This window comes from uncultured Marinobacter sp., from assembly GCF_913055835.1.
Lineage (GTDB): Bacteria > Pseudomonadota > Gammaproteobacteria > Pseudomonadales > Oleiphilaceae > Marinobacter.
This window is the reverse complement of record NZ_CAJXKQ010000004.1, coordinates 36296-59679: the sequence shown is the minus strand read 5'-3', so window position 1 is coordinate 59679 and position 23384 is coordinate 36296. Positions and strand designations below refer to the sequence as shown.

At 58.1% G+C, this 23384-nt stretch carries 25 protein-coding genes; 17 read left to right on the top strand and 8 right to left on the bottom strand.

Going from position 1 to position 23384, the window contains the following annotated elements; all coding sequences use genetic code 11:
* Positions 1–119: 119 nt before the first annotated feature.
* From potA to QZ534_RS03815, 11 genes are all read left to right on the top strand, one after another.
* Positions 120–1235: a spermidine/putrescine ABC transporter ATP-binding protein PotA gene (gene potA, locus QZ534_RS03865; protein WP_296931614.1), complete on the top strand. Its 1116-nt coding sequence runs from the start codon at positions 120–122 to the stop codon at positions 1233–1235.
* Positions 1228–2085 (top strand): spermidine/putrescine ABC transporter permease PotB, encoded by an 858-nt coding sequence (gene potB, locus QZ534_RS03860; protein ID WP_296931612.1) that lies wholly within the window; start codon positions 1228–1230, stop codon positions 2083–2085. Before potA ends, potB begins: the two co-directional genes overlap by 8 nt.
* Positions 2085–2855 (top strand): spermidine/putrescine ABC transporter permease PotC, encoded by a 771-nt coding sequence (potC, locus tag QZ534_RS03855; protein ID WP_296931610.1) that lies wholly within the window; start codon positions 2085–2087, stop codon positions 2853–2855. The genes potB and potC overlap by 1 nt, the downstream gene beginning before the upstream one ends.
* Positions 2852–3892, top strand: coding sequence for an extracellular solute-binding protein (locus tag QZ534_RS03850; RefSeq protein WP_296931608.1), 1041 nt, complete (start codon positions 2852–2854; stop codon positions 3890–3892). Before potC ends, QZ534_RS03850 begins: the two co-directional genes overlap by 4 nt.
* 151 nt (positions 3893–4043) lie before the next feature.
* Positions 4044–5129, top strand: coding sequence for an extracellular solute-binding protein (locus tag QZ534_RS03845; protein ID WP_296931606.1), 1086 nt, complete (start codon positions 4044–4046; stop codon positions 5127–5129).
* A gap of 5 nt (positions 5130–5134) precedes the next feature.
* Positions 5135–6229 carry an ABC transporter ATP-binding protein gene (locus tag QZ534_RS03840; RefSeq protein ID WP_296931605.1) on the top strand — a complete coding sequence of 365 codons (1095 nt, stop codon included), beginning with the start codon at positions 5135–5137 and terminating at the stop codon, positions 6227–6229.
* Positions 6226–7086 (top strand): ABC transporter permease, encoded by an 861-nt coding sequence (locus QZ534_RS03835; RefSeq protein ID WP_174805025.1) that lies wholly within the window; start codon positions 6226–6228, stop codon positions 7084–7086. The genes QZ534_RS03840 and QZ534_RS03835 overlap by 4 nt, the downstream gene beginning before the upstream one ends.
* A gap of 10 nt (positions 7087–7096) precedes the next feature.
* Entirely contained in the window at positions 7097–7948 is an 852-nt protein-coding gene (locus QZ534_RS03830) for an ABC transporter permease (RefSeq protein WP_296931602.1), read from the top strand.
* Between the two features lie 63 nt (positions 7949–8011).
* Complete coding sequence (locus QZ534_RS03825; RefSeq protein WP_296931599.1) at positions 8012–8320, top strand: antibiotic biosynthesis monooxygenase; 309 nt, start codon at positions 8012–8014, stop codon at positions 8318–8320.
* Complete coding sequence (locus QZ534_RS03820) at positions 8317–8691, top strand: thiol-disulfide oxidoreductase DCC family protein (protein WP_296931597.1); 375 nt, start codon at positions 8317–8319, stop codon at positions 8689–8691. Before QZ534_RS03825 ends, QZ534_RS03820 begins: the two co-directional genes overlap by 4 nt.
* Positions 8692–8766: 75 nt before the next feature.
* Complete coding sequence (locus tag QZ534_RS03815) at positions 8767–11028, top strand: GGDEF domain-containing protein (protein WP_296931595.1); 2262 nt, start codon at positions 8767–8769, stop codon at positions 11026–11028.
* A gap of 4 nt (positions 11029–11032) precedes the next feature.
* Here QZ534_RS03815 and QZ534_RS03810 read toward each other — a convergent pair whose 3' ends face one another.
* From QZ534_RS03810 to QZ534_RS03790, 5 genes are all read right to left on the bottom strand, one after another.
* Positions 11033–11476, bottom strand: coding sequence for a universal stress protein (locus QZ534_RS03810; protein WP_296931593.1), 444 nt, complete (start codon positions 11474–11476; stop codon positions 11033–11035).
* A 38-nt stretch (positions 11477–11514) separates the two neighbouring features.
* Entirely contained in the window at positions 11515–12798 is a 1284-nt protein-coding gene (locus tag QZ534_RS03805; RefSeq protein ID WP_296931591.1) for a TRAP transporter large permease, read from the bottom strand.
* A 35-nt stretch (positions 12799–12833) separates the two neighbouring features.
* Positions 12834–13427, bottom strand: a complete 594-nt coding sequence (locus QZ534_RS03800; protein ID WP_296931589.1) for a TRAP transporter small permease — start codon at positions 13425–13427, stop codon at positions 12834–12836.
* A 109-nt stretch (positions 13428–13536) separates the two neighbouring features.
* Positions 13537–14565: a TRAP transporter substrate-binding protein DctP gene (gene dctP / locus QZ534_RS03795; protein WP_296931587.1), complete on the bottom strand. Its 1029-nt coding sequence runs from the start codon at positions 14563–14565 to the stop codon at positions 13537–13539.
* A gap of 141 nt (positions 14566–14706) precedes the next feature.
* Positions 14707–15246, bottom strand: a complete 540-nt coding sequence (locus tag QZ534_RS03790; protein WP_296931585.1) for a YqiA/YcfP family alpha/beta fold hydrolase — start codon at positions 15244–15246, stop codon at positions 14707–14709.
* A gap of 163 nt (positions 15247–15409) precedes the next feature.
* Between QZ534_RS03790 and QZ534_RS03785 the strand changes: the two genes are divergently transcribed.
* Entirely contained in the window at positions 15410–15937 is a 528-nt protein-coding gene (locus QZ534_RS03785) for a glutathione peroxidase (protein ID WP_296931827.1), read from the top strand.
* Here QZ534_RS03785 and QZ534_RS03780 read toward each other — a convergent pair.
* Both QZ534_RS03780 and QZ534_RS03775 read right to left on the bottom strand, forming a co-directional pair.
* The gene (locus QZ534_RS03780; RefSeq protein WP_296931583.1) at positions 15934–16941 is read right to left on the bottom strand and encodes an LLM class flavin-dependent oxidoreductase; all 1008 of its coding nucleotides are present in this window, start codon (positions 16939–16941) and stop codon (positions 15934–15936) included. The genes QZ534_RS03785 and QZ534_RS03780 overlap by 4 nt on opposite strands.
* Positions 16942–17026: 85 nt before the next feature.
* On the bottom strand, positions 17027–17656 hold the full coding sequence (locus tag QZ534_RS03775) for a metallophosphatase domain-containing protein (protein WP_296931581.1): 630 nt from the start codon (positions 17654–17656) through the stop codon (positions 17027–17029).
* 97 nt (positions 17657–17753) lie between these two features.
* Between QZ534_RS03775 and QZ534_RS03770 the strand changes: the two genes are divergently transcribed.
* The gene (locus tag QZ534_RS03770; protein ID WP_296931578.1) at positions 17754–18626 is read left to right on the top strand and encodes a hypothetical protein; all 873 of its coding nucleotides are present in this window, start codon (positions 17754–17756) and stop codon (positions 18624–18626) included.
* Here the strand turns inward: QZ534_RS03770 and QZ534_RS03765 are convergent.
* Positions 18592–19368, bottom strand: a complete 777-nt coding sequence (locus tag QZ534_RS03765; RefSeq protein WP_296931576.1) for a crotonase/enoyl-CoA hydratase family protein — start codon at positions 19366–19368, stop codon at positions 18592–18594. The two genes, QZ534_RS03770 and QZ534_RS03765, sit on opposite strands and share 35 nt — an antisense overlap.
* 75 nt (positions 19369–19443) lie before the next feature.
* Here QZ534_RS03765 and QZ534_RS03760 point away from each other — a divergent pair, with 75 nt between their 5' ends.
* The 4 genes from QZ534_RS03760 (at position 19444) to QZ534_RS03745 (ending at position 23369) form a co-directional block, all read left to right on the top strand.
* Positions 19444–20841 (top strand): ethanolamine ammonia-lyase subunit EutB, encoded by a 1398-nt coding sequence (locus QZ534_RS03760; RefSeq protein ID WP_296931574.1) that lies wholly within the window; start codon positions 19444–19446, stop codon positions 20839–20841.
* Positions 20838–21668: an ethanolamine ammonia-lyase subunit EutC gene (eutC, locus tag QZ534_RS03755; RefSeq protein ID WP_296931573.1), complete on the top strand. Its 831-nt coding sequence runs from the start codon at positions 20838–20840 to the stop codon at positions 21666–21668. The genes QZ534_RS03760 and eutC overlap by 4 nt, the downstream gene beginning before the upstream one ends.
* Before the next feature lie 37 nt (positions 21669–21705).
* A complete protein-coding gene (locus tag QZ534_RS03750; protein WP_296931571.1) occupies positions 21706–22461 on the top strand; it encodes a putative 4-mercaptohistidine N1-methyltransferase in 756 nt (251 codons plus the stop codon).
* Between the two features lie 167 nt (positions 22462–22628).
* On the top strand, positions 22629–23369 hold the full coding sequence (locus tag QZ534_RS03745) for an AAA family ATPase (protein ID WP_296931570.1): 741 nt from the start codon (positions 22629–22631) through the stop codon (positions 23367–23369).
* The last annotated feature ends 15 nt before the right edge of the window (positions 23370–23384 follow it).

The window sequence follows — 23384 nt, the reverse complement described above, 5'->3', positions numbered from 1 at the left end:
GTAGAAGGCTTGAGCGCGCTGCCAGACAAAAGGGGCATCGGGGCTGAATTCCCCCGGCGCCCCTTTTTGTTTGTGTTGGTTTCTGGAAAAATAGGCCGCTCATTCTTTGGGCAGCGCCGATGAAACAGACACTGCTATCCCTGAGCAATCTTTCCAAGCAATTCGGTGGCAAAACGGTGCTCGACGGACTGGATCTCGAGATCTACGACGGCGAGTTCATTACCCTGCTGGGACCTTCCGGTTGCGGCAAAACCACGCTGCTGCGCCTGATGGCAGGTTTCGAGCATCCTGACGAGGGCAGCATCACCCTGGCCGGAGAAGATCTCACCCATACTGCCCCGGAAAACCGGCCGCTCAATACCGTATTCCAGCATTACGCGCTGTTCCCCCACATGTCGGTGTTCGACAACGTGGCGTATGGCCTGAAGATGGAAAAGCGCCCGAAGGACGAGATTCGCCAGCGTGTCGATGAAGCCCTGGCCATGGTCCAGTTGCAGGATTTCGCCCGTCGTAAGCCCCATCAGTTGTCCGGTGGTCAGCAGCAAAGGGTTGCCATCGCCCGGGCGGTGGTCAAACGGCCACGGCTGTTGCTCCTGGATGAACCCCTCTCGGCCCTCGACTACAAGCTACGCCGTACCATGCAGGTTGAGCTGAAGCGCCTGCAACGGGAGCTCGGCATCACCTTCGTATTCGTGACCCACGATCAGGAAGAGGCCCTGTCCATGTCGGATCGGGTGGTGGTCCTCAAGGATGGCCTGGTGCAGCAGCTCGGCACTCCGCGTGAGGTTTACGAGCGGCCAGCCAACCTCTTTACCGCCCGGTTTGTGGGGGAAACCAATTTTTTCCCCGGCACGGTCGAGTCGGTTCACGATGGCTCTATTACCGTCGATGTCTTTGGCCTCAAACGAACCCTGCGGCGACCGGACTTTGCGGTACGCGAAGGCCAGCCCCTGAACGTGCTGCTGCGGCCTGAGGACATCCGGGTGCTGGATCCGGCCGATGAGCAGGGTGTCGCGGGCAAGATTGTCGAGCGTAACTACAAAGGCAGTACCCTGGACTCGGTGATTCACCTGGATGATGGCACCGAGGTGCTGGCCAGCGAATTCTTTGATGAGGACGATCCGGCATTCGATTACCGCCTGGGCGAACCGGTCAAGGTCAGTTGGGTGGATGGCTGGGAATGGCTGCTGCCCGGCGAAACCGCAACGGAAGAGGAACTGTCGGCCGATGCATAGCGTTATGCAGCAGCCGTTCAAAACCGCCGTCCTGATTCTGGTTTGGGGTTGGCTCCTGTTTCTGGTGTTGGCACCCAATCTCCTGGTGGTAGGCGCCAGTGTCATGACCCGGGATCCGGCAACCTTTCTGTCGTTGCCTTTGAATCTGGACGCCTATCGCCAGCTGTTCGACCCATTGTACCTGGAGGTTTTCCTCCACTCCCTCTACATGGCGGCGATGACCACCCTGGTGTGCCTGCTGATTGGTTACCCGTTTGCGTGGGCCTTGTCCAAAGTGGGCAAGCAGCGTCAGCTGATACTGATCTTCCTGCTGATCGTGCCCTTCTGGACCAACTCCCTGGTGCGCACCTACGCCCTGAAGCTGATCCTGGCCACCAACGGTCTGCTGAACAACGCCCTGATGTCGATCGGGCTGATTGATGAGCCGCTGCAGCTGCTCTATACCGAAGGCGCGGTGATTATTGGTCTGGTGTATCTGCTGCTGCCGTTCATGATCCTGCCGCTGTATTCGGTGTTCGAGGATCTTAAGCAGGAGCTGCTGCTGGCTTCCCATGATCTGGGCGCGGGACGGCTGTCCACCTTTATAAATGTAATTGTGCCGCTGACCCTGCCGGGGGTTCTTGCTGGCGTGATGCTGGTCCTGCTGCCGGCCATGGGGCTTTTCTTTGTTCCGGACATTCTTGGCGGCTCCCGAAATCTGCTGGTGGGTAATGTGATCAAGAACCAGTTCCTGGATGCCCGCAATTGGCCCTTCGGGGCTGCGGCCAGCATCGTGCTGACTGTGACCATGGCGTTCCTCATGTTTGCCCACCGCCTGAGTAAACGGCGAATTGGCGAGGAGGGCGCCTGATGACACGATGGCTGCCCCGCACCTATCTGACTCTCATTTACATCCTCCTCTATGTGCCCATCGTGGTACTTGTGGTGTTCTCATTCAATGAATCCCGAACCGGTTACGCCTGGGGCGGGCTCAGCCTGCGCTGGTACGAGGCGCTGTTTAATAACCGGGCCATGGTCAATGCCATGTGGAATTCCCTCTGGCTGGCGCTGTCTGCCGCCACCGTGTCCACGGTGATCGGCGCCCTGACCGCCCTGGCCCTGCATCGGTACCAGTTCAGGGGCAAGAAGCTGCTCAACGGCATGCTGTTTGTGGTGATGATGTCGCCGGAGATTGTCCTGGCTATCTCCCTGCTGGCCCTGTTCCTGCTGGTGGGGTTGCAGCTTGGCTATGTTTCCCTGCTGCTGGCCCATGTGACCTTCTGTCTGCCGTTTGTGGTGATCACGGTCATGGCCCGGTTGAGCGGTTTTGATGAAAGCCTGCCCGAAGCCGCACGGGATCTCGGTGCCTCTGATTTCACCATGACCCGCACCGTGCTGATCCCGGTGATCATGCCGGCCTTACTGGCAGGCTGGCTGCTAGGGTTTACACTGTCCCTCGATGATGTGGTGGTCAGCACCTTTGTGAGTGGCCCAAGCTATGAAATTCTGCCCCTGCGCATCTACTCTATGGTGCGTGTGGGCCTGAAACCTGAGGTGAATGCCCTGGGCACACTGTTGCTGGTGTTTTCACTGGTTATGCTGATGTTGTCTCAATGGATTCTGATAAGGAGCAAACGATGAAGAAACTGGCACTGGCCGGCTTGCTGGCAGTGGGATTGACGGGCTGCAGTTCCGAGGAGCCCCAGGTTCTCAACCTCTACAACTGGTCCGAATACATGCCCCAGGAAGTCCTCGACCGTTTTACCGAGGAAACAGGCATTCAGGTGGTCTACACCACCTACGACAGTAACGAGGCCATGTATGCCCGTCTGAAGCTGCTGGATGACAGCGCCGCCTATGACCTTGCGGTGCCGTCCACCTATTACGTCAGCAAGATGCGCCAGGAAGATCTGCTGATGTCGATTGACCGCAGCAAAATCGAGGGCTTTGACCAGTTGGATCCGGAACTGGTGAACCTGGATATCGATCCGGAGAACAAATTCTCCGTGCCCTACCTCTGGGGCACCACAGGGCTGGCGGTGGACACCGCAGACATCGAAGGCGAGCCGGTCACCGCATGGGAGGACCTCTGGGAAGATCGCTTCGATGGCCGGGTAATGCTCACCAACGATATGCGGGAAGTCTTCCACGTTGGCCTGCGGGTACTGGGCTATTCCGGCAACAGCACCAATCCGGATGAAATCGAGGCGGCCTATGAAAAGCTTTCCGAGCTGATGCCCTCGGTTCGCACCTTCAATTCCGATGCGCCCCGCATGCCTTACCTGGAAGGCGAGACTGATGTCGGCATGATCTGGAACGGCGAGGCTGTGATGGGCAAGGACACCATGGAGTCGCTGGAGTACGTCTATCCCGAAGAAGGCATCATTGCCTGGCTGGACAGTTTCGTGATTCCGAAAAACGCGAAGAATCCGGAAGCGGCCCACCAGTTCATCAGTTTCGTGTTGCAGCCTGAAATTTCCGCTTTGATCAGCGAAGAGATCGGTTATGCCACTCCGAACCTGGCGGCACGGGACCTGCTGCCAGACGAAGTGGCGAATAACCGGGCAAGCTATCCGAACGCGACCGATATGATCAATGCCGAATTCCAGACCGACATTGGCGACGACGCCCTTCAGGTCTATGCCAAGTACTGGGAAATGTTGAAGTCCGGGCGTTAAATGCACCGGTAGTTCATGGCACCACTGAAAACGGAGGCTGCGGCCTCCGTTTTTTCGTACCGGGTTTCACAAAACTGCAATACATGGTCTATAACTTCCTGATAACCAATGGTTAGCAAACTTCTGGAATTGCCATCAGTAAGGACACGTTATGATCATGCCCTCCCGTTCGACACGGAACCGTGCTTTTGTGCTGTCTGCAGCCCTTGCCACCACGGGTTTTTCCGGCACTACCCTGGCCGAAGAGCTGCGTCTGATTACCTGGGGTGGCTACGCCCCGGACGATGTGGTCGCCCAGTTTGAGGAGGAGACCGGCATCGATGTGAAGGTGACCCTCTCCAACAATGAAGACATGATTTCCAAGCTCCGCGCGACGGGCGGTGCGGGGTTTGACCTGGCCCAACCGAGCCAGGACCGCATTGTCGGCGTGCAGCGCCAGTTCAATATCTATAAACCGATCGATTTCAGCCGCGTAAACACCGATCAGTTGCAGCCGTCCATGGTCAAGGCGACCCAGGATTCCACCGAACTGGATGGCAAATTCTATGGTGTGCCGTCGGTGTGGGGAACCAGTGGTCTGATCGTGCACAGCTCGGTGGCGGATATGGTGAACGATTACACCGACCTGTGTGACGCCGGTGTTGAGGGCCAGGTCAGCTACCGGCTCAAGCGACCGACACTGATCGGTTTCGCCTTTGCCATGGGGATGGACCCGTTCGCAGCCTACGATAACCGGGATCAGTACGAGTCGATCATGGCAAAGGTCGAGGACAAGCTGATTGACTGCAAAAGCAATGTGAAAACCTACTGGACCGGTGGCGATCAGTTGCTGGCCCTGCTTCGGACCGGTGAAGTGAAAGCGGCCATGGCCTGGGATGCCGGCGGCTGGAAACTGAATGCCGAAAACCCGGACATCCGGTTTGTTGCCCCCGAATCCGGTGCCCTGGGCTGGATCGACACCTTCGCCATTCCTCGCCGAAGCGAGAACGAAGAAGCCGCCTACAAGTGGATCAATTTCGTGATGCAGCCGGAGATTGCGGCCCGTATTACCAATGCGTCAGGCAACTTTACCGCCTCGAAAGGCGCCGATGAGTATGTCAAAGCCGATCTGCGGGACGCTTATCGCGAAAGCTTTGATGACGCCGCCATCAACAATATCAAGTGGTATCCGCCGGTTCCGCCGGGGCTGGAAACCATGGAAGGGCAGGTGCTGGATCGCGTCCAGGCCGCGAACTGATTCCTATGGGAATGGATTCGGACCTGTTCTGTGAGGGACTGGTCCGCCGGTTTGGCACTAATGCCGCGGTGGATCACGTATCCCTGGACGTGCCTTCGGGCACGTTTTTCTCCATTCTTGGCCCCTCGGGCTGCGGCAAAACCACCCTGTTGCGACTCCTGGCCGGGTTCGACAAGCCAGATGAGGGTGACATCCACATTCGTGGCCAGCGCATGAACGATGTGCCGCCCAACCGTCGGCCCGTGAACATGGTGTTTCAGCATCTGGCCCTGTTCCCTACCATGACGGTGGGTGACAACATCGGCTATGGGCTGAAGCGCCGGAAAATGCCACTGGCGGAGCGTCGAAAGCGCATTGCCCGGGTGCTGGAACAGGTGGGCTTGCCGGATCTTGAGCACCGTAACCCCCAGGAGTTGTCAGGTGGCCAGCGACAGCGGGTGGCCCTGGCGCGCTGCCTGGTACTGGAGCCCACGCTTTTGCTGCTGGACGAACCCCTCGGCGCACTCGACCTGAAATTGCGTGAGCAAATGAAGGTGGAACTCAAACACCTCCAGAAGCAGTTCGGCACCACCTTCGTGTACATCACCCACGACCAGTCCGAAGCCATGGTGATGTCGGATCAGGTGGCGGTTATGCGGGACGGCCGATTTGATCAGGTGGCGCCACCGGAGGAACTGTACCGGGAGCCGGCCACGCCGTTCGTAGCCGGGTTCGTCGGCGATAACAATCGCCTGTCCGGTGAGCTGGTGTCGGTGCGGGATAATCTGGCAGACATCCGTCTGGATGATGGTGTACTGGTTCAGGGCAGAGTGGCATCGGACGACCTTCAGGCCGGCCATCGGGCCGAACTGTATATCCGCCCCGAATCCCTGGTGCTGTCCGGGGATGCGCTCAGTGCCGGCTTCTCATCAATGCAGGCGAAAGTACGCACCACCCTGTTCGATGGCGCCAACAGCCGGGTCGAGGCGGAGAGCTGTGGACAGCCGGTGTATGCCCGCCTGCCCCAGGATGGCTCGGCACCCAGGCTGCCTGCCGACAGTTCCATCCGGCTGGCCTGGAATCCTGCGCTGGCCAGGGTCTTTGGAGCCGACAGTCCGTGAAGTCCTCGGTCAGTCGCTTATCGCTGTGGTTGCTGCTCACGCCGTTCCTGCTCTGGATCGTCTTGCTGGTGCTCTTGCCCCATCTTCAGATGTTACGGGTGTCGTTCCAGGTCAGGGAAAGCTGGGACACCATTGCCTGGGGCATTGAGCAATACCAGAACTTCTTTACCGAATCCTATTACTGGCGGACGTTTGTGCGTACCGGAGTGATGTCGCTGTTCACTACCTTTCTGACGCTGATCATTGCCTTTCCCATTGCCTGGTACATTGCCCGTCTTGCCAGGGGCCGCTCCAAAGGCATCCTGTTTCTGGCCTGTCTGATTCCGTTCTGGGCCAGTGAGTTGGTACGCACTTACGGCTGGATGATTCTGCTGCGTGAAAGCGGCCTGTTCAGTTCCTGGCTGCAGGCACTGGGCTGGGTGGATGGTCCGGTGGAAATGCTCTACAACGACGTGGCGGTCATTATCGGCCTGGTCTACAACGGGCTGTTGTTTATGGTGGTACCGCTGGTAACCACGCTGGATGGTATGGACGAGAATCTGGTGGAAGCCGGCTACGACCTGGGTGGCGGCCACGGCACCGTGTTGCGAGAAATTGTTGTGCCCTGGGCCATGCCTGGCATTGTTTCCGGCTGCATCGTCGTTTTCATGCTCACCCTTGGCAGCTATCTGACCCCGGTGCTCATGGGCGGGAAGGACAGCGCCTGGTTTACTGAGCAGATCTTCACCCAGTTCATCACCCGGTTTAACTGGGAGCAGGGGGCAGCACTCGGTGTTCTGCTGCTGGTACTGTCGTCGGTCATCGTCTGGCTCGGGCTGAAAATCTCCGGTCAGTCGTTGCGCAAGGTAATGGGGTGAAGGTGAAGCCATGATCCGTTCGGTACCCCGGTCCCGTCTGTTCGATAGCCTCTACCTGGCGTACCTGGTGGCGTTTTTCGTTTACCTGGCTCTGCCGCTACTGGTTACCGCCGTGTTTGCCTTCAATGACGCGCCTTTCCCGTCGCTGCCGTGGAAAGGCTTCACTCTGGACTGGTATTTCGCAGATGGCAGCGAGGGCCGCACCGGACTCTTCCACGATGATGGGCTGCTTACGGCGCTCTGGGTAAGTGCCAAAATTGCTTTCTGGGTAACGCTGGTGAGCGTTGCCCTGGGGTGTGTTAACGCCGTGTTGTTCGAGCGGGTACAGTTCCGGGGCAAGGAATTCCTGTACCTGCTCATGCTGCTGCCGCTGGTGATTCCCGGGGTCATTCTGGGGGTGTCCATACTGGTGTTTTACAGCGGTATGGCCAACGATATGTCGGCAGCCTGGGGCATCGAGCTGGATCTGTTCCGGCCCGGTATGCCCCTGGTGGTTATGGGGCAGGTGACCTTCATCGCGACTCTGAGTACCCTGGTAATTGCCGCCCGCCTGCGCAAATTTGATCCCCAGCTGGAAGAAGCCGCCCTGAATCTGGGCGCCACGCCCCTGGTAGCCTGGTTCACGGTGACTCTGCCCTGGCTGTTGCCGTCTATTTTCGGAGCCGCCGCCATGGCTTTCCTGATGTCATTTGAAAACTTTAATACCACCGTTATGCTGACAGGTAGTGATACACCGTTGACGGTGGCCCTGTTCAATCGCCTTCGGGAAGGGTCGACGCCCGTGCTCAATGCGGTGGCACTGTTGCTGATGGTGGGCTCTGCGCTCCTGGCTCTGCTGGTGATGGGCCGCTCCTCACGTTAACGGTGTTCGCCGCCATCATGGGATAACGCGAGGTGATTGGGCCGGCAGTCGCCGGGAGGTCCCATGAAGTTTATTTTCGAAGTGCATATCCGGGAAGGTCACACCGCGGAGGAATACGCGGATGCCTGGGTAAGAGCGAGCGAAATTATCCAGCAGGCGCCGGGGGCCAGGGGCACTGAACTGCACCGCAAGATTGGCGACCCCAATACGTTGATTGCCATCGCCTCCTGGGAGAGCAAGGAACAACGGGATGCGATGGAAGGGCAGCATAACCCCGAGGTGGCCGCCATCATTCGCAGTGCGGCGCCGTTTGTGGATATCAAACCCATTGGTGAGTTTGAAGACCCGGAATGGGTGGTGGAGCCGCAATGACTGAAAAGGGCAATACCATTCGCGTTTTCTACGATGGAGCCTGCCCCAGCTGCCGTCGGGATCGGCGCCAGTACGAACGCCTGGCGGGGCAGGCTGCTGACCAGGTTGAATGGGTGGATATCACCGGTCGCGATGAGGAACTGAAAGCCCGGGGAATCGATCCGGAAATGGCCTTAAAGGAATTGCATGTGGAAGACCACGAAGGCGTGATCCACAGTGAACTGGACGCCTACATTCTGCTTATGTCCCGCGCTCCCCTGCTTAAACCTCTGGCCTGGCTCATTGGCCTGCCACTCATCCGTCCCATGCTGAGCCGCCTCTATCATCGTATGGTCACGAATCGCCTTGAACGCACCGGCCGGATGCCCTGACAGAGCGCTCCGGATTTCGCAGGGACTGGGCTATAATCAGATCTGATCGCCCTACAACTCAGGTTTGCCTTCCTGATGCCACAGATTAGCCTGCTACGTCTGGTTACCGCGCTGCTTCTGGCCTTGATAATGCCTGCACTTACCTATGGAGCGTCCCAGCCAGTAGCCGAAGGTTGGGAGTACCGCTGGGGTGACTCTCCCTTTACCAAAGATGGTGTCCCGGAGTGGGTGTTGCAGGATGCACCCGAACAATGGCAAAGCATTGGTTTTCCCTCCAATCCACCCGGCCGTGAAGGACGTGAAAACGTCTGGTTCCGGGTCACCCTGCCTAGCGGAGAGTGGCAGGAGCCCGTGCTCTATATCTTCAGTGTCGATCTGATCGTTCAGGTCTGGGTTGAGGGTGAGAAAATCTACCAGTATGGGGAGTTTGATGCCCAGGGTCGTGGCCGGTTTGAGGGCTGGCCGTGGCATGAAATCGTGTTGCCGGAGAATTATGAAGGCAAGCCGGTCTATTTCCGGATCTTTTCCAACTACACGGATATCGGTCTTTGGGGTGAAGTTTCCATCATGGATCACCCGGACCTGGTGTTGTACATCCTCAAAAACTCCCTGGAAGCCCTGGTAATTGCCGGCTTCGCCACCCTGATTGCGCTGCTGGCGATCATTTTTGCGTTGCTGCAGGCGGAAAAGAAAACCTTTGCGACTATCTCGCTGTTCACACTGGCTTCAGCGCTGATGCTGGTATCGGAAAGCCAGGCCAGTCTGCTGATTGCCTACCAGCCGCTGATGTGGGATTACCTGGCTGCCGGATCCTATTACATGCTGCCGGTGGCCCTGGCCCTGCTGCTCGAACAGTGGCTGACCAATCATCGCCCCTGGGTGATCAATCTGATCTGGAAAGTTCATCTTGTATACCTGGTGGGTGCACTGCTGGGCGCGCTGGCGGGCGTGTTTGACCTGTCGTCTACGTTCCCGCCATTTGATGCCATGTTTCTGGTCTCTCTGGTTATTATTTTTGCCGTTGTGCTGCGTCGTATCCGTCGAATGTTGCGAGAGCAACAGGTTCTGCTGCTGGCTTTCGGCTTTTTCTGTGCGCTGCTGATTGTGGATATGGCCGTGGCACATGGCGTGCTTCCCTGGGGCCGGGTCCCGGTCAGCTGGGGAATGCTCCTGTTCTCCCTGGCGGTGGTGGTAATTTCACTGTGGCACTACGCGGGCACCCAGGAGGCGCTGAAGCGGCTGAACGTGTCACTGGAAGAAAAGGTTGCCGAACGTACCGCCAAGGCGGAGGCTCTGGCCCGGCGTGAGCAGGCGCGGGTCCGGATGCTGACCTTTGAAAACGAGAAAAACCGGATTCTGGGCGACGTGATTACCGATCTCCAGGATTGTCTGGGCCTGAAACAGGCGTTCGGGCTGCTTGTCCGGGCGCTCCCGGATATTTGCAGCCCACTGAAAGGCGCCTTCTATCAGCGGGGCTCGGGCGACCGGTATGATCGGGTCGCTGTCTGGGGATTCAGTCGCCCGGTTCCGCTGCCGGTGCTTCTGGATGCCCGCAAAGGTCTCCCGGAACCCTCCAGGCTGCCGCAACTGAAACAGTGGCAGGGCGCCGAAGTGGAGGGTAGCGAAGCCGAGAGCGGTACCTTGTGTTTCTGGGTAAACGTTGAGTCGGCCAGTGCCGGCAATGTGACGGAGGGTGTTCTTCTGCTGGAGGGCGATGGCGTTTTCGGTAAGGCGGAGAGCGAGTATGGCTCGGCACGTTTGCTTGCGGCGCTGGATCAGGCCATCCAGAGAATCAGTATTACCCTCTCGAGCATTGCCCTGCGGGAAGAGTTGCAGAAGTTTTCCTACGAGGATGCACTCACTGGACTGAAAAACCGCCGTTACTTTGATCAGCTTTTTGAGCATGAAAGCGCCGTCGCGCAGCGTAACGATTTACCGCTATCCCTGTTGATTGTCGATATCGATCACTTCAAACGGTTCAACGACACCCACGGCCACGAAGCGGGAGACGATGCCCTGAAGATTGTGGCCTGCATTCTGCAGAAGCAGTTCCGGGAGAGTGACATCGTTTGCCGGTACGGTGGTGAAGAGTTTGTGGTGGTAATGCCGGGGGCGACATCAGACGCCGCCCGGGACAAAGCGAACCAGCTGTGCGAAGCAGTTCGGCAGGTGCCGATCATCCATCGTGAACGGGATCTCGGGGCGCTGACAGTTTCGGTGGGTGTTGCCAGCTGGCCAGACAGTGGCACGAAACCGTTACAGATTCTGACCCTGGCCGACAAGGCGCTCTATCGCGCCAAGGAAGCCGGCCGTAATCGGGTCGAAATCTCTGGCTAGAGGATCACACTACCAGCACCGGGCATTTGGCATGGGATGCGACCCGGTGCGACACGCTTCCAAGGAACAGACCATCCTTGTCACTGTGCGTTCCCTTGGTGCCGATGACGATCAGGTCCACACCTTTCTCCTTGGCAAAGTCTACGATGACCCTCGATGGCCTACCAGCCTTAACGAAACCGCGTACATTCTTCCCTCCGCGTTCTGCCGCCAGTTGTTTTGCGTGATTCACAACATCCTTGGCGTACTCCGAAAGCACTTTATCCGGAATATCCATCTCTGCCGGTCGCCCGATCGACAAGGATGCCTCAAACAGGCTGTGATGCTTGTAGACGCAAAGCAGGTAGATCTCCGCGTCGGTCATCAGTTCTTGCAGCTCAATAGCCTTGTTCAGGGCCTCGAAAGAGGTCATTGAACCGTCTACTGCCACCAGAATCCGTTTGAACATGTCGCTCTCCTTTGTATTCACCCTCCAGGGTGGTCAAATCACCTGAAGGCCAGGTCGCGCAGGAACAACGCAATTTGCGGGAACGCGATTAATAGCCCGGCAGCAGCTATCAGCATGATTACGAACGGCGGCGTGCCGCGAATAACCTCGAGATAGGGGCGCTTGAAAATCGCTATCGCGGTAAAGATGTCACAGCCGAATGGCGGCGTTGCAGAGCCGATTGCAACCTGCAGGGTGATCAGCACACCTACCAGTACCGGGTCGATGCCAGAGGCCTCAATAGCTGGTGCAAAGATCGGCGTCAGAACCAGGATCACCACGATGGGGTCCACGAACATACAGGCAATAAAGAAGGCGATACAGATAGTAATCATCACGCCGACCGGCCCCATATCGCTGATTCCGACTGCGTCCAGAATGGACTGGGGAATCTGGGCGAAGGAGATAATCCAGGAGAAGCCAGTGCCCACGGCTACCAGAATGAAGACGACGGCGGTGATCAGACCTGTGGACTTGGCGATTCGATAGACATCAGCAAGCTTGAGTGACCTGAACACCACGAATTCCAGAAGGAACGCATAGAGTACGCAAACCGCCGCGGCTTCGGTGGGGCTGAAAATGCCGCCATAGATACCACCAACGATAATGACCGGGAAAAACAACGGCCACAAGGCTTCCCGCATGGCCACGGCGCGTTGACGCCAGGTGGACTTTTCCTCGGTCGGAAGGTTATTTACGCGGGCATAGATCAGGCAGTAGATCGAGAACATGATCAGAATCATCAGCCCCGGCCCGATACCCGCAATGAAAAGCTCAGCGATGGATGTCTCCGAGATAACCCCGTAAATAATGAAGCCGATACTGGGTGGTATCAGAAAGGCAATATCACTGGAGTTGATAATCAGCGCGAGCGAGAACGGATCCGAATAGCCGGCTTTGAGCAGCTTGGGCCGAAGGGGCGAGCCAACTGCCACCACCGTTGCCTGGGTGGAGCCTGATACCGCACCGAACAGGGTGCAGGATGTGGCGGTACTGATTGCCAGACCACCTTTAACATGACCGATAAACGCCATGACCATATTGATAAGACGGTCTGCAGACTGGCCTCGGGTCATGATGTCCGCGGCAAGAATAAACATGGGAACAGCAATCAACGAGGCAGGGCGGATACCGCCCATCATTTGCTGAATGAAGGTCCCCATCTGGCCGAAGCCATCAAACATCATCACGAAGCCAACCACGGCGCCGGTGATCAGTGGAACCATCATCGGGAAGCCCAGCAGCAGCAACCCGATCATGATCAACATCATTATAGTTGCCATGATTTCTTATCCTTCCTTAATGTCAGCTGCAGGGTTCATACTTCCGATTCGGTATCCGCGTAACCGTCCACGACCCCGGTCGAAAGGTATACATCCTTGCTGGTGAAATTCTTGATCGCCGTGAGGAAATACTGGATGCCGGTAATGGCAAACCCCACCGGTGCCCAGATATAGATCCACCAGATTTCAAAACCCAGAGCAGGCAGAATGCGACCGCGGCTGTACAGGGTCTGGATGTATTCGAACGAGTGGTAGCACAGGAAGAACATGACCACTGAGGTGAACAGGGCGATGATGATCATCAGCACCTTGCGTCCCTTGGTCGGGATGGCATCGTAGATCGCAGACATGCGGATATGCCTACCATGCCGTGCTGCATAGCCAATGCCCGCAAAGGTGATCAGAATAATCAGAATCCGGTTTATCTCACCGGAGAAAAAGAGGCCTTCGCCGAAGATATAGCGAGCGATGACGTTAACACAGGTGTTGATGGCCATGAGGATGACCCCCATTGCCAGCATCACGGCTTCAATCTTGCTGATCCAGACGTCGATGGTTCCCAGGAAGCCGGGCAGGCCCGACTCGTAGGTGCCGGTATCGTCTTCAAGATCCGGGGAATTCTCGGACATGGGGTCTGCTCCAGAGAATGTCGCTCCCGGCCGGTAGGAAGTCCCCGGCGGGGCGGGGGTTAGTACAGCGTCCCGCCGGCCGGAGCCGGCGGGAATGGTTCCCTCAGGTTCAGTCGTTCTGAACTTCTTTCAGGTCTTCCTTGAACTGGTTCAGCAGTTCCTTGCCGCTCTCGCCAGTCATTTCGATGAACTTCTCTTCCACCTGGGGCGCGCGGGCCTTGAAGGCTTCGATCTGCTCATCGTTGAGGCGGGTAACGGTGACTTCGTCAGACGCTTCCCGGATCTTTTCCAGGGAACGCTCGGCCAGGCCGTCGATGTGTACGATGATCTTTTCGAAGGCGTAGTCAGCAGCGTCTTGAATCAGCTTTTGGTCTTCCTCACCGAGGCCATCATAAAAGTCCTTGTTGGCCATCATGGCGGTGGTGAACCAGCCGTGCTTGGTGAAGACCAGGTTCGGAGATACTTCATACAGACCGCCGGACTCGATCCAGAAGATCGGGTTTTCCTGGCCCTGGATCATGTTGGTCTGCAGGGCACCGTATACTTCACCCCAGGGCAGCGGGGTTGGTGTTGCACCAAAGGCAGAATAGGTTTCGGACAGAAGCGGGTTGGTCATCACCCGGATCTTCTTGTTGTTGAAGTCCTCTGGTTTGGTGACCTTCTCGTCCACGGTCACAACCATTTCGCCTTCCGGGTACATCTGCAATAGTTCAAGTCCCTTTTCCGCGTACAGCTTCGGGAAGTCCTCGTTGATGGCTTCGCTTTCCCGGAAGAACTCGATAACCGTCTCCATGTCGGTCGGCATCAGGTAGGGAATAAAGAAGATCTGGGCTTCGGGAATCAGGGAGCCGGTAAAGCCGGGCGACTGGTTCACGAAATTCAGGATGCCCGCCTGGGTCTGCTCCATGATGTCGTCAGATTCACCCAGCTCGCCGAAGCGGTAGACCTGCAAGGTGTGGTCTGAATTGTTCTCAATGTACTCTTTGAAATCGTAAGCGAACACGTCCTGTACGTCGCCTTCATATTCTTCGTGCGCATAGCGCCAGTTAGCGGCGTTGACAGAGTTCGCCATGGACATCGCAGCGAACGCGAACGCTGAAATTCCGGCCAGTTTTTTGAACTTGCTCATGCTGCTCATCGGGTTTTCTCCGTTCGTTTTTTTATCGAAATGTATTGTTACATTAATAAAGACTGGCAAAACAAAGTGGTTTTCGCAAGAAAATGGCCAAAACAATCATTTATGCAAAGGTGGTTTTCCCGATTTCGCAAGTTCATGAAATCACGGTTGATTCATATCTGAAAGGCAGGTTTGGAGGAATTCGCGAAACTCGCTTACAACCCGGGCAAGGCTGTTTTCCAGCCGGTGGCCATCGGGGAGTACCAGGATCGGAAGGCCTTGGTCGCGGGCCAGATCCAGTACGGGGGTGACCGGTACCACTTCGTCATCCCAGCCGTGGATGATCTGACAGTGGCGGGCCTGGATGACCGGGCTGGACTGCGGATACCGGCTCATCGCGAGGGCTGGTGCCAGGAGAAAACAACCCAGAACAGGGGTCTCCGCCGACGTCTGGGCGCATACCCAGCCGCCCATGCTGGAACCTGCCAGGATGGTACGGGCCGGATTGGCGCCGTGTTGGTCCATGGCTTCCTGCATCTGCGCCAGGCGGGTCGCCGGGTCCTTGGTGCTCCTGTGGTCAATTGCGTGTGCCCGAATATTCGGCAAGGTTTCGGCTTCGGCTTTCATGGCCTGAATCTTGGTACTGCCGGGGCCGCTTTCCAGGCCGTGGGAAAGAAAGACATGGATCGGGGTGTCGGTCATGATGAACGTGGCTCCTGCTCTGAACGCTGTTTTATCCGGAATAATGGGTAGCTGAACCGTTTCTGTCCACCGTGTGGGCTGAGCTAGCCGTCCGGTCGGCGCGTATAAACATACCTGACCGAACAAGGAAACCGGATCCATGAAAGACCTGAAACAGATTCTGATGATTCCAGCATTGGTTGCCGGACTGATGGGTGCGCCTCAGGCATTTGCGGACAGTTGCCCGGCGTTTCTTGATCATGAGCAACGTAAACTGCACTCCACCGACACCGTGAATCTCTGCGAGCTGGCGGCCGGCAAGCCCATGCTGGTGGTCAATACCGCCAGTCGTTGCGGATACACCGGCCAGTTTGAGGGCCTGGAAGCCCTGCACAAGCAATACGCGAAGGACGGTTTGGTCGTGGTTGGTTTTGCCAGCGACGATTTCCGGCAGGAGGCAGAGACGGAAGCCGAAGCGGCCACCGTCTGCTTCAAGAACTTCGGGGTAACCTTCACCATGATTGCCCCGGGAGCTGTGACCGGACCGGATGCCAATCCTGTATTCCAGGCCATCAACGAGCAGAGCCAACCACCACGCTGGAACTTCACCAAGTACGTGATTGATCGGTCCGGCACGGTGGTGGAGTCATTCCCAAGCCGTGTCCGCCCCGAGGATCCTGAACTGATCAGCGCAGTGGAATCTGTGCTCTAGGAGAGTGCCTTCTCGGGCTTTCTGGTTTGTGCAAGGATGTCGAGCGCATGCCTGCGTTTCCCGGGATCGTAGATGTCCACGGTAAACATCAGTTCATCGACCTCAATGCCGGACAGAATCTGATCAAGCTGCCGCTGGATAGACTCAGCATTCCCAAGCAGTTGGAGTCCGAGAAAATCTTTCACGCTGGCTTTTTCGCCAGCGTTCCAGAGTCCGTCCATGGAGTCCACGGGCGGCTTCATCCAGAGCGGCTGGCCCCGGAACAGGGCCAGAATCCGCTGATAACTGGTTGTGGCCAGATGCTCGGCTTCCTGGACCGAGTCGGCGGGAACGGCTGGCAAGGCGAGCATGGCATAGGGCTTTTCGAGCTGTTCTGAAGGCTGGAAGTTGTCCCGATAGACTCTCAGGGCTTCGCGATACAGCCGAGGTGCAAAATGCCCGGCAAAGGCGTAGGGCAGGCCCCGCATGGCGGCAAGCTGTGCGCTGTAAAGGCTTGAGCCCAGCAGCCAGAGGGGGACGTTGGTGCCAGCTCCGGGTATGGCCTTCACAGGCTGGCCTGGCTGCAGGGGGCCGAGCAGGGACTGCAACCGGGCGACATCTTCCGGAAACTGTTCCGCGCCCAGACCGTCGCGCCGCAAGGCCCGGGCGGTTACCGGGTCGGTGCCGGGTGCGCGGCCCAGGCCAAGATCAATGCGTCCCGGGTACAGGCTCTCAAGCGTACCGAACTGCTCGGCAATGACCAGTGGCGGGTGGTTCGGGAGCATGACACCGCCGGACCCGACCCGGATCGTTTCTGTCTTGCCGGCGATATGGCCGATCAGTACCGAGGTGGCAGAGCTGCTGATGCCTTCCATGTTGTGATGCTCGGCCAGCCAGAATCGCTTGAAACCGAGCTTTTCAGCCCGTTGGGCATAGGCCACGCTGTTGGCCAGTGTGGTGCCTACCGAGTCGCCTTCGCGGACGGAGGCCAGTTCGAGCAGCGAGTAATCAGGACAGTCAGGCATGGAGCTCCTGGAGCAAAAGTGGAATTCGCGACGTAGCAAACATGGTGTTTGCCGGCGCCTGTTTCAAGATTAGCCGGAACGCATTCTACAGATCGATCACAATCGGCGGGTTCAGTGGCTTGAAACTCCCGTTACAGGTGCTGGCGTTGATGTAGAGGCAGTCGCCGATCTGTTCCCGGCCATGGTCTTCGTGAATATGGCCGAAGATGTGCAGTTTCAGCGACAATTTGGCCACACGTTCGGCCAGTGCCTCACAGCCGGGACGAATGATGCCGGTCGGCGAATCGATCCTGTCGAGTATGCCGGCCGGAGGGCCGTGGGTGATCAAGACATCGGTGTCGCCGGGAATGCGGGCCCAGCGTTCGGCAAGAGCATCGCCCCGTTCAAGGTTGAATGCCCAGTTGAAGAACACCGGGGTCCATGGACTGCCCCAGAACTTCAGGCCCTCCAGTTCCAACGGGCTGTCCTGCAAGTAATGGGCATGACGTATCAGTTCGCGGGCTTCGGCTGGCTCATCCTGGAAGCACCAGTCGTGGTTGCCGGCAATCAGGATTTTGTTGCGGTGAGGCAGTTCCGAGAACCACAGGTCCAGATCCTCCAGTTCGTCCAGAGTGCCGACACCCAGGCAGTCGCCGGCGTGAATCAGCAGATCGCCGTCCGGTACCTGGATCTGGCGATGCATGCTATGGGTGTCGGAGATGCAGACAATTCTCATGGTGTTGAAGGTTCCGATCGGTGGCATTCGCGCATTATTGTTGAAACTACGATAGCATTTACTGCCTGTTCAGCCCTCATGCTTTTCACGTGATGCCATGCGATTGATTCTGAGCCGGAAGGGATTCGATTCTTCTGCCGGCGGTTGTCCCAGCCCGGTGTTACCCGACGGTTCCCTGTGTGTATTACCCATTCCGGATGCCCAGTCCCGAATCCGTTATGACGAGGTTCTTTTCCAAGAACGCCGGCTGGGCAAGATCGCCCGCGATCTTACCGGTGGCCGGATTCGTGGCGGTCATGGCGCCCACCTGGATCCGGATCTGGTGGTGGGTGCCTACCCGCGAAAGGAGGGTTGGCGGCCGGTGTTGGGGCAGACCGGTTCTGCCCAGGGCCATTTGCGCAATCAGGGTGTTGAGCCCGGAGACCTGTTCCTGTTCTTCGGGGTTTTCCGCCGCTCTGAACTGCATAACCGGCGCTGGCGGTTTGTACCCGGATCACGCCCGTTTCATGCCATCTGGGGCTGGCTGCACATTGGCCAGGTCCACGCCATTGATAAGCTGGCACCTGAAGCCATGCCCTGGGCCCGATACCATCCCCACTTCCATGGCCAGCCGGACGCCGGCAACACGCTTTATGAGTCTTCCGATGCCTGCCAGTTGCCAACCGGCGTGGAGGTCTTTCCGGGCAGTGGCGTGTTCCCGAGACTGAGGGAGGAGCTGGTGCTGACCGATCCGCAAAGCCGGCTGCCCACCCGATGGCGCCTGCCTGCGGCTTTTTATCCGAGCGAAGACCGCCCGCCTCTGAGTTATCACACCAAACCGGAGCGTTGGCAGCTCAAATCACCCTGGTGTTACCTGGATTGCGCAGCCCGAGGGCAGGAATTTGTGCTGAATCTGGATTCGTACCCCGACTTGACCGACTGGCTCTCGGCATTGCTCAGAACTGGCCATGACGGCCGGCACCGTCTTTGAATTTCCGGGCCCCTGCGATGGCTTCTTCGAAAACCACTGGGTAGCCCCCCGCTCCCTCGGCTTCCAGGGCTTCTTTCGCGTCCAGATCCCATTGATGAATGGCGGACGCCCTGTCTGCCCGCAAGCATCGCTGGGGAAAACCGGCAATGGTTACCGCCAGTTCCTGTGCCGCCTGCAGTGCTGTTCCGTCCGGAACCACCCGGTTTGCAAGCCCCATCCCCAGGGCTTCTTCCGCATTGACCGGGCGACCGGTGAGAATCATGTCCATGGCCCGGCCATGGCCGACAATGCGGGGCAGTCGAACAGTGCCGCCATCGATCAGGGGCACGCCCCAGCGCCGACAGAAAACACCAAACACCGCAGACGCCTCCGCTACCCGCAGATCGCACATCAAGGCCAGTTCCAGGCCTCCGGCCACGGCGTACCCTGAAACAGCGGCAATCACCGGTTTGGAAAAGTGCATGCGTGTAGGGCCCATGGGGCCGTGACCTGTGCCATGGGGATCAATCCGGTTGCGCCGCTGCTCATCGCCGATCGCTTCCAGATCGGCGCCGGCGCAGAAATTACCTCCGGCACCGCAAAGTATCGCCACCTTCAATGCGTCGTTCTCTTCAAAGTCGGTGAATGCCCGGCGCAGGGCGTCGGCGGTGGGCCCATCGACGGCATTGCGCTTGGCGGGCCGGTTGAGGGTGATTGTGAAAATGCCATCGTTTGCGCTGGTCAGAACCGCTTCTTCGGTCATCGCTTCATCCTGCATTGATCTGTCTGGGTGATATTCACCTAAGATAGTAGAAGAGTGAGTCTCAGGGAGAGGGCAATGTATCGGTACAGTCTGGGAAACCGGCGATGGCAGTTTTCAACGCTGGCAGAGTTAATGGCGAAGGCCACGCCCGCGCGCTCCGGTGACCGACTGGCCGGCGTGATCGCCGATACCGCTGAGGAAAGGGTGGTCGCCCAGATGGCACTCGCGGAATTGCCCCTGAAGACTTTTTTGAGCGAAGCGGTTATCCCTTACGAACAGGATGAAGTTACCCGGTTGATTCTTGACGATCACGATGTCGGCGCCTTTGAACCTGTTGCCCACCTGACCGTCGGCGATTTCCGTAACTGGCTGCTCAGCGACCATGCCACCCAGGAGATACTCGCGAGCGTGCAGGCTGGCATTACTCCGGAGATGGCCGCGGCTGTGTCCAAGATCATGCGCAACCAGGACCTGATCCTCGTGGCGGCCAAGTGCCGGGTCCAGACTGCTTTCCGTAACACCATCGGTCTGCCAGGCCGAATGTCGACCCGTCTGCAGCCCAACCATCCAACCGACGATATTACCGGCATAGCCGCGAGCATCCTGGACGGTTTGCTGTATGGCAGCGGCGATGCGGTGATCGGGATCAACCCTGCCACGGACAACGTGGCCCAGAGTGTCCGCCTGTTGCAGCTGATGGATGAGGTGATCCGAAAGTACGAGATTCCCACCCAGTCCTGTGTGCTCACCCATGTCACCAACACCCTGGAAGCCATCGAACAGAAGGCCCCGGTGGACCTGGTGTTCCAGTCCATCGGCGGTACCGAGGCGACTAACCGGAGCTTCGGATTTGATCTGGCGACTCTGGCCGAGGCCCGGGATGCGGCGCTCTCGCTGAATCGAGGTACCGTTGGCAACAATGTGATGTATTTCGAGACCGGCCAGGGCAGTGCGCTGTCGGCCAATGCCCATCACGGTGTGGACCAGCAGACCTGCGAAGCCCGGGCGTACGCCGTGGCCCGCAAGTTCCAGCCGCTTTTGGTGAACACGGTGGTCGGGTTTATCGGCCCCGAATACCTGTTTGACGGCAAGGAAATTACCCGGGCCGGACTGGAGGACCATTTCTGTGGCAAGTTACTGGGCCTGCCCATGGGCTGCGACATCTGCTACACCAACCATGCCGAGGCGGACCAGAACGACATGGACAACCTGCTGACCCTGCTGGGTGTGGCCAGTTGCAATTTCATCATGGGCATACCCGGGTCGGACGACATCATGTTGAACTATCAGACCACCTCGTTTCACGATGCCCTGTACCTGCGCCGGGTGCTCGACAAACGCCCGGCACCGGAATTCGAACAGTGGCTCACCCGCATGCAGATTTTCCAGGATGGCGAGGGCAAGGTGCCCGCAGACAAGTTGCCGGAGTCCTTCCGTGCAAGCCTGGCCAGTTTGCCCGGAGGCGGGTCATGACACAGAGCAAGCCTGTCGTAACGGGCAACCCATGGCGGAGGCTCTCGGCCTGGACCGATGCCCGGATTGGTCTTGGCCGGGCTGGTGTCAGTCTGCCCACGCAGGAAATGCTGGCGTTTCAGCTGGCTCATGCCCAGGCCAGGGATGCGGTTCATCTGCCATTGGATACCGCGGCATTATTGAAGGCGCTGGAGGAGCTGACCTTACGTAGAAACGCGTTACTGCCCCATGAGCCGGTTCATCTGCAAAGTCAGGCAGGCGACCGGGTAACCTACCTGCAACGCCCTGACCTTGGCCGCAGACTCAGCCAGTCTTCCTGTCAGGTGCTGGACCGTCTGGGCCACACCGGTGACTCACCCGTCGACCTGGCTATAGTGGTTGCAGACGGCTTGTCCTCTTATGGCGTACAGGAAAACGCCGTGGGATTTATCGAGGCGCTACTGACGGATCTTGAAGGTGATGATCAAACCTGGGAACTGGCGCCACTGACCGTTGTCTCTCAGGGGAGAGTTGCGATCGGGGACGATGTCGGCCACCGGCTCAACGCCCGTTGCGTCGTGGTGCTAATTGGCGAACGTCCGGGCCTGAGTTCTCCGGACAGTCTGGGACTGTACCTGACCTGGCAGCCGCGGTCAGGGCTGACCGATGCCAGCCGAAATTGCATATCGAATATCCGTCCCGCGGGGTTGCCGGTCGAAGAGGCGAGCCGGCGACTGATGTATCTGCTCGGGGAGGCCCGCCGCCAGCAGGTTTCCGGGGTGCCCCTCAAGGACCGCTCGGAGGAGACGGTTATTGATCAGGGTATTGGCAACTTCCTGTTACGCTAGGGATAACCGATGAACCATTCAGGGTAGGAGCATTCCATTGCAGCAAGCCGCGTACTATGAAAACGACACCACCCTCGCCCAATATCTGGAATTTCACTTTGGCGAACGGTGGCATGGTGAGGCCAACTTCCCCAAGGCATTGGCGGATGCCGCCATGCATGCCATGGATGGCCGGCCCCTGGATCGTGCGCTGGATATTGGCTGCGCCGTGGGCCGCACCAGCTTCGAGCTGGCCCGGCATTTCCGGCATGTGGACGGCATCGATTTTTCCAACGCGTTTGTCAACAAGTGTCAGGAAGTGGCCCGGGACAAACGCGTGCGCTATGCCCGTCCCGAGGAGGGCGAACTGGTGACCTTCCAGGACCAGTCCCTTGCTTCGCTCGGGCTGGAGGAGGCCGCTGACCGTGTGGCGTTTCATCAAGGCGATGCCTGTGATCTGAAACCGGAATTTACCGGCTACGATCTGGTGCTGGCGGGCAACCTGATCGACCGGCTGTACCAGCCCTCGCTGTTTCTGGAAACCATCCATGAGCGGATCAACGAACTCGGGCTTCTGGTGATTGCATCGCCCTATACCTGGCTGGAAGAGTACACGCCGAAGGAACACTGGGTTGGCGGGTACAAGAAAAACGGTGAGGATTATTCGACCTTCGACGGACTCAAAGACATGCTTGCGCCCCATTTTCGGCTGTTGTTTGAACCCTGGAGCCTGCCATTTGTCATCAGGGAGACGAGGAACAAATTCCAGCACAGCTTCTCCGAGCTGACCGTCTGGGAGAAAGTGAGTCAATAGGGATGCGGGAATTTTGAGGGTGGCCTGAAGGCTGTCATCAAACTGTCACCGGAAAAGCTTAGCCTGAGAGCTCATCAGGACGACATGCATTGTGTTGTGCATCGTGTGAATGCTTTAACCGGGGACTTCCCCGGTTTTTTTATGCCTGGATAAAAGGATCTGACAGGATGAGGACCATTGCGTTTTACAGTCTGAAAGGCGGTGTTGGCAAAACCGCTGCTGCGGTGAACATCGCCTATCTGGCGAGCCAGGCCGGGTATTCGACTCTGTTGTGGGACCTGGACCCCCAGGGCGCTTCCAGCTGGTACCTGGCCGGGGCCGACAAGATAAAAGGGCACAAGCTGTCGCACCTGCTCAAGGGCAAGACGCCCATCGCCGAGTTCATCCATGAGAGCGACTATGAAAACCTGGATTTCATCCCGTCCCATACCAGTTTTCGTAACCTCGATGTGAAACTGGACCAGGAGGATGGCGGCAACCTGATCAAGCAGTGGCTGGCGCCTCTGTCCGAGGAAACCAGCTTGGTAGTGCTGGATTGCCCGCCTTCGCTGTCCCGGCTCTCCGAGCAGGTGCTGAAAGCGGCAGATGAGGTGTTTGTGCCGGTGATTCCCACCTGGCTGTCCCTGAACAGCTGGAAGCAGTTGCTGGAGTTTGCGAAGGACAAGAAGCTGAAGCCGGGTAAGCTGCACCCGTTCTACTCCATGGCGGACCGCCGAAAAGGGCTGCATCGGGAGCTGATCAACGCCCAGGATGAGATTCTGCCCAAAGGCCTGAAAACCATCATCCCGAACGCCAGCGTGGTTGAGAAAATGGGCGAGGAGGGCACGCCGGTGGAGCTGCTGGCGCCCAGCTCCGTTGCCGCCGATGCCTATCGCAGGCTGTGGAAAGAAATCAATCGAATGCTCTGAGCCCCGTCTCGGGCT

Excerpts from the sequence above, each read along its gene's own strand:
- potA (WP_296931614.1), top strand. The coding sequence starts at position 120 with ATGAAACAGACACTGCTATCCCTGAGCAATCTTTCCAAGCAATTCGGT.
- potB (WP_296931612.1), top strand. The coding sequence starts at position 1,228 with ATGCATAGCGTTATGCAGCAGCCGTTCAAAACCGCCGTCCTGATTCTG.
- potC (WP_296931610.1), top strand. The coding sequence starts at position 2,085 with ATGACACGATGGCTGCCCCGCACCTATCTGACTCTCATTTACATCCTC.
- QZ534_RS03850 (WP_296931608.1), top strand. The coding sequence starts at position 2,852 with ATGAAGAAACTGGCACTGGCCGGCTTGCTGGCAGTGGGATTGACGGGC.
- QZ534_RS03845 (WP_296931606.1), top strand. The coding sequence starts at position 4,044 with ATGATCATGCCCTCCCGTTCGACACGGAACCGTGCTTTTGTGCTGTCT.
- QZ534_RS03840 (WP_296931605.1), top strand. The coding sequence starts at position 5,135 with ATGGGAATGGATTCGGACCTGTTCTGTGAGGGACTGGTCCGCCGGTTT.
- QZ534_RS03830 (WP_296931602.1), top strand. The coding sequence starts at position 7,097 with ATGATCCGTTCGGTACCCCGGTCCCGTCTGTTCGATAGCCTCTACCTG.
- QZ534_RS03825 (WP_296931599.1), top strand. The coding sequence starts at position 8,012 with ATGAAGTTTATTTTCGAAGTGCATATCCGGGAAGGTCACACCGCGGAG.
- QZ534_RS03820 (WP_296931597.1), top strand. The coding sequence starts at position 8,317 with ATGACTGAAAAGGGCAATACCATTCGCGTTTTCTACGATGGAGCCTGC.
- QZ534_RS03815 (WP_296931595.1), top strand. The coding sequence starts at position 8,767 with ATGCCACAGATTAGCCTGCTACGTCTGGTTACCGCGCTGCTTCTGGCC.
- QZ534_RS03810 (WP_296931593.1), bottom strand. The coding sequence starts at position 11,476 with ATGTTCAAACGGATTCTGGTGGCAGTAGACGGTTCAATGACCTCTTTC.
- QZ534_RS03805 (WP_296931591.1), bottom strand. The coding sequence starts at position 12,798 with ATGGCAACTATAATGATGTTGATCATGATCGGGTTGCTGCTGCTGGGC.
- QZ534_RS03800 (WP_296931589.1), bottom strand. The coding sequence starts at position 13,427 with ATGTCCGAGAATTCCCCGGATCTTGAAGACGATACCGGCACCTACGAG.
- dctP (WP_296931587.1), bottom strand. The coding sequence starts at position 14,565 with ATGAGCAGCATGAGCAAGTTCAAAAAACTGGCCGGAATTTCAGCGTTC.
- QZ534_RS03790 (WP_296931585.1), bottom strand. The coding sequence starts at position 15,246 with ATGACCGACACCCCGATCCATGTCTTTCTTTCCCACGGCCTGGAAAGC.
- QZ534_RS03785 (WP_296931827.1), top strand. The coding sequence starts at position 15,410 with ATGATTCCAGCATTGGTTGCCGGACTGATGGGTGCGCCTCAGGCATTT.
- QZ534_RS03780 (WP_296931583.1), bottom strand. The coding sequence starts at position 16,941 with ATGCCTGACTGTCCTGATTACTCGCTGCTCGAACTGGCCTCCGTCCGC.
- QZ534_RS03775 (WP_296931581.1), bottom strand. The coding sequence starts at position 17,656 with ATGAGAATTGTCTGCATCTCCGACACCCATAGCATGCATCGCCAGATC.
- QZ534_RS03770 (WP_296931578.1), top strand. The coding sequence starts at position 17,754 with ATGCGATTGATTCTGAGCCGGAAGGGATTCGATTCTTCTGCCGGCGGT.
- QZ534_RS03765 (WP_296931576.1), bottom strand. The coding sequence starts at position 19,368 with ATGACCGAAGAAGCGGTTCTGACCAGCGCAAACGATGGCATTTTCACA.
- QZ534_RS03760 (WP_296931574.1), top strand. The coding sequence starts at position 19,444 with ATGTATCGGTACAGTCTGGGAAACCGGCGATGGCAGTTTTCAACGCTG.
- eutC (WP_296931573.1), top strand. The coding sequence starts at position 20,838 with ATGACACAGAGCAAGCCTGTCGTAACGGGCAACCCATGGCGGAGGCTC.
- QZ534_RS03745 (WP_296931570.1), top strand. The coding sequence starts at position 22,629 with ATGAGGACCATTGCGTTTTACAGTCTGAAAGGCGGTGTTGGCAAAACC.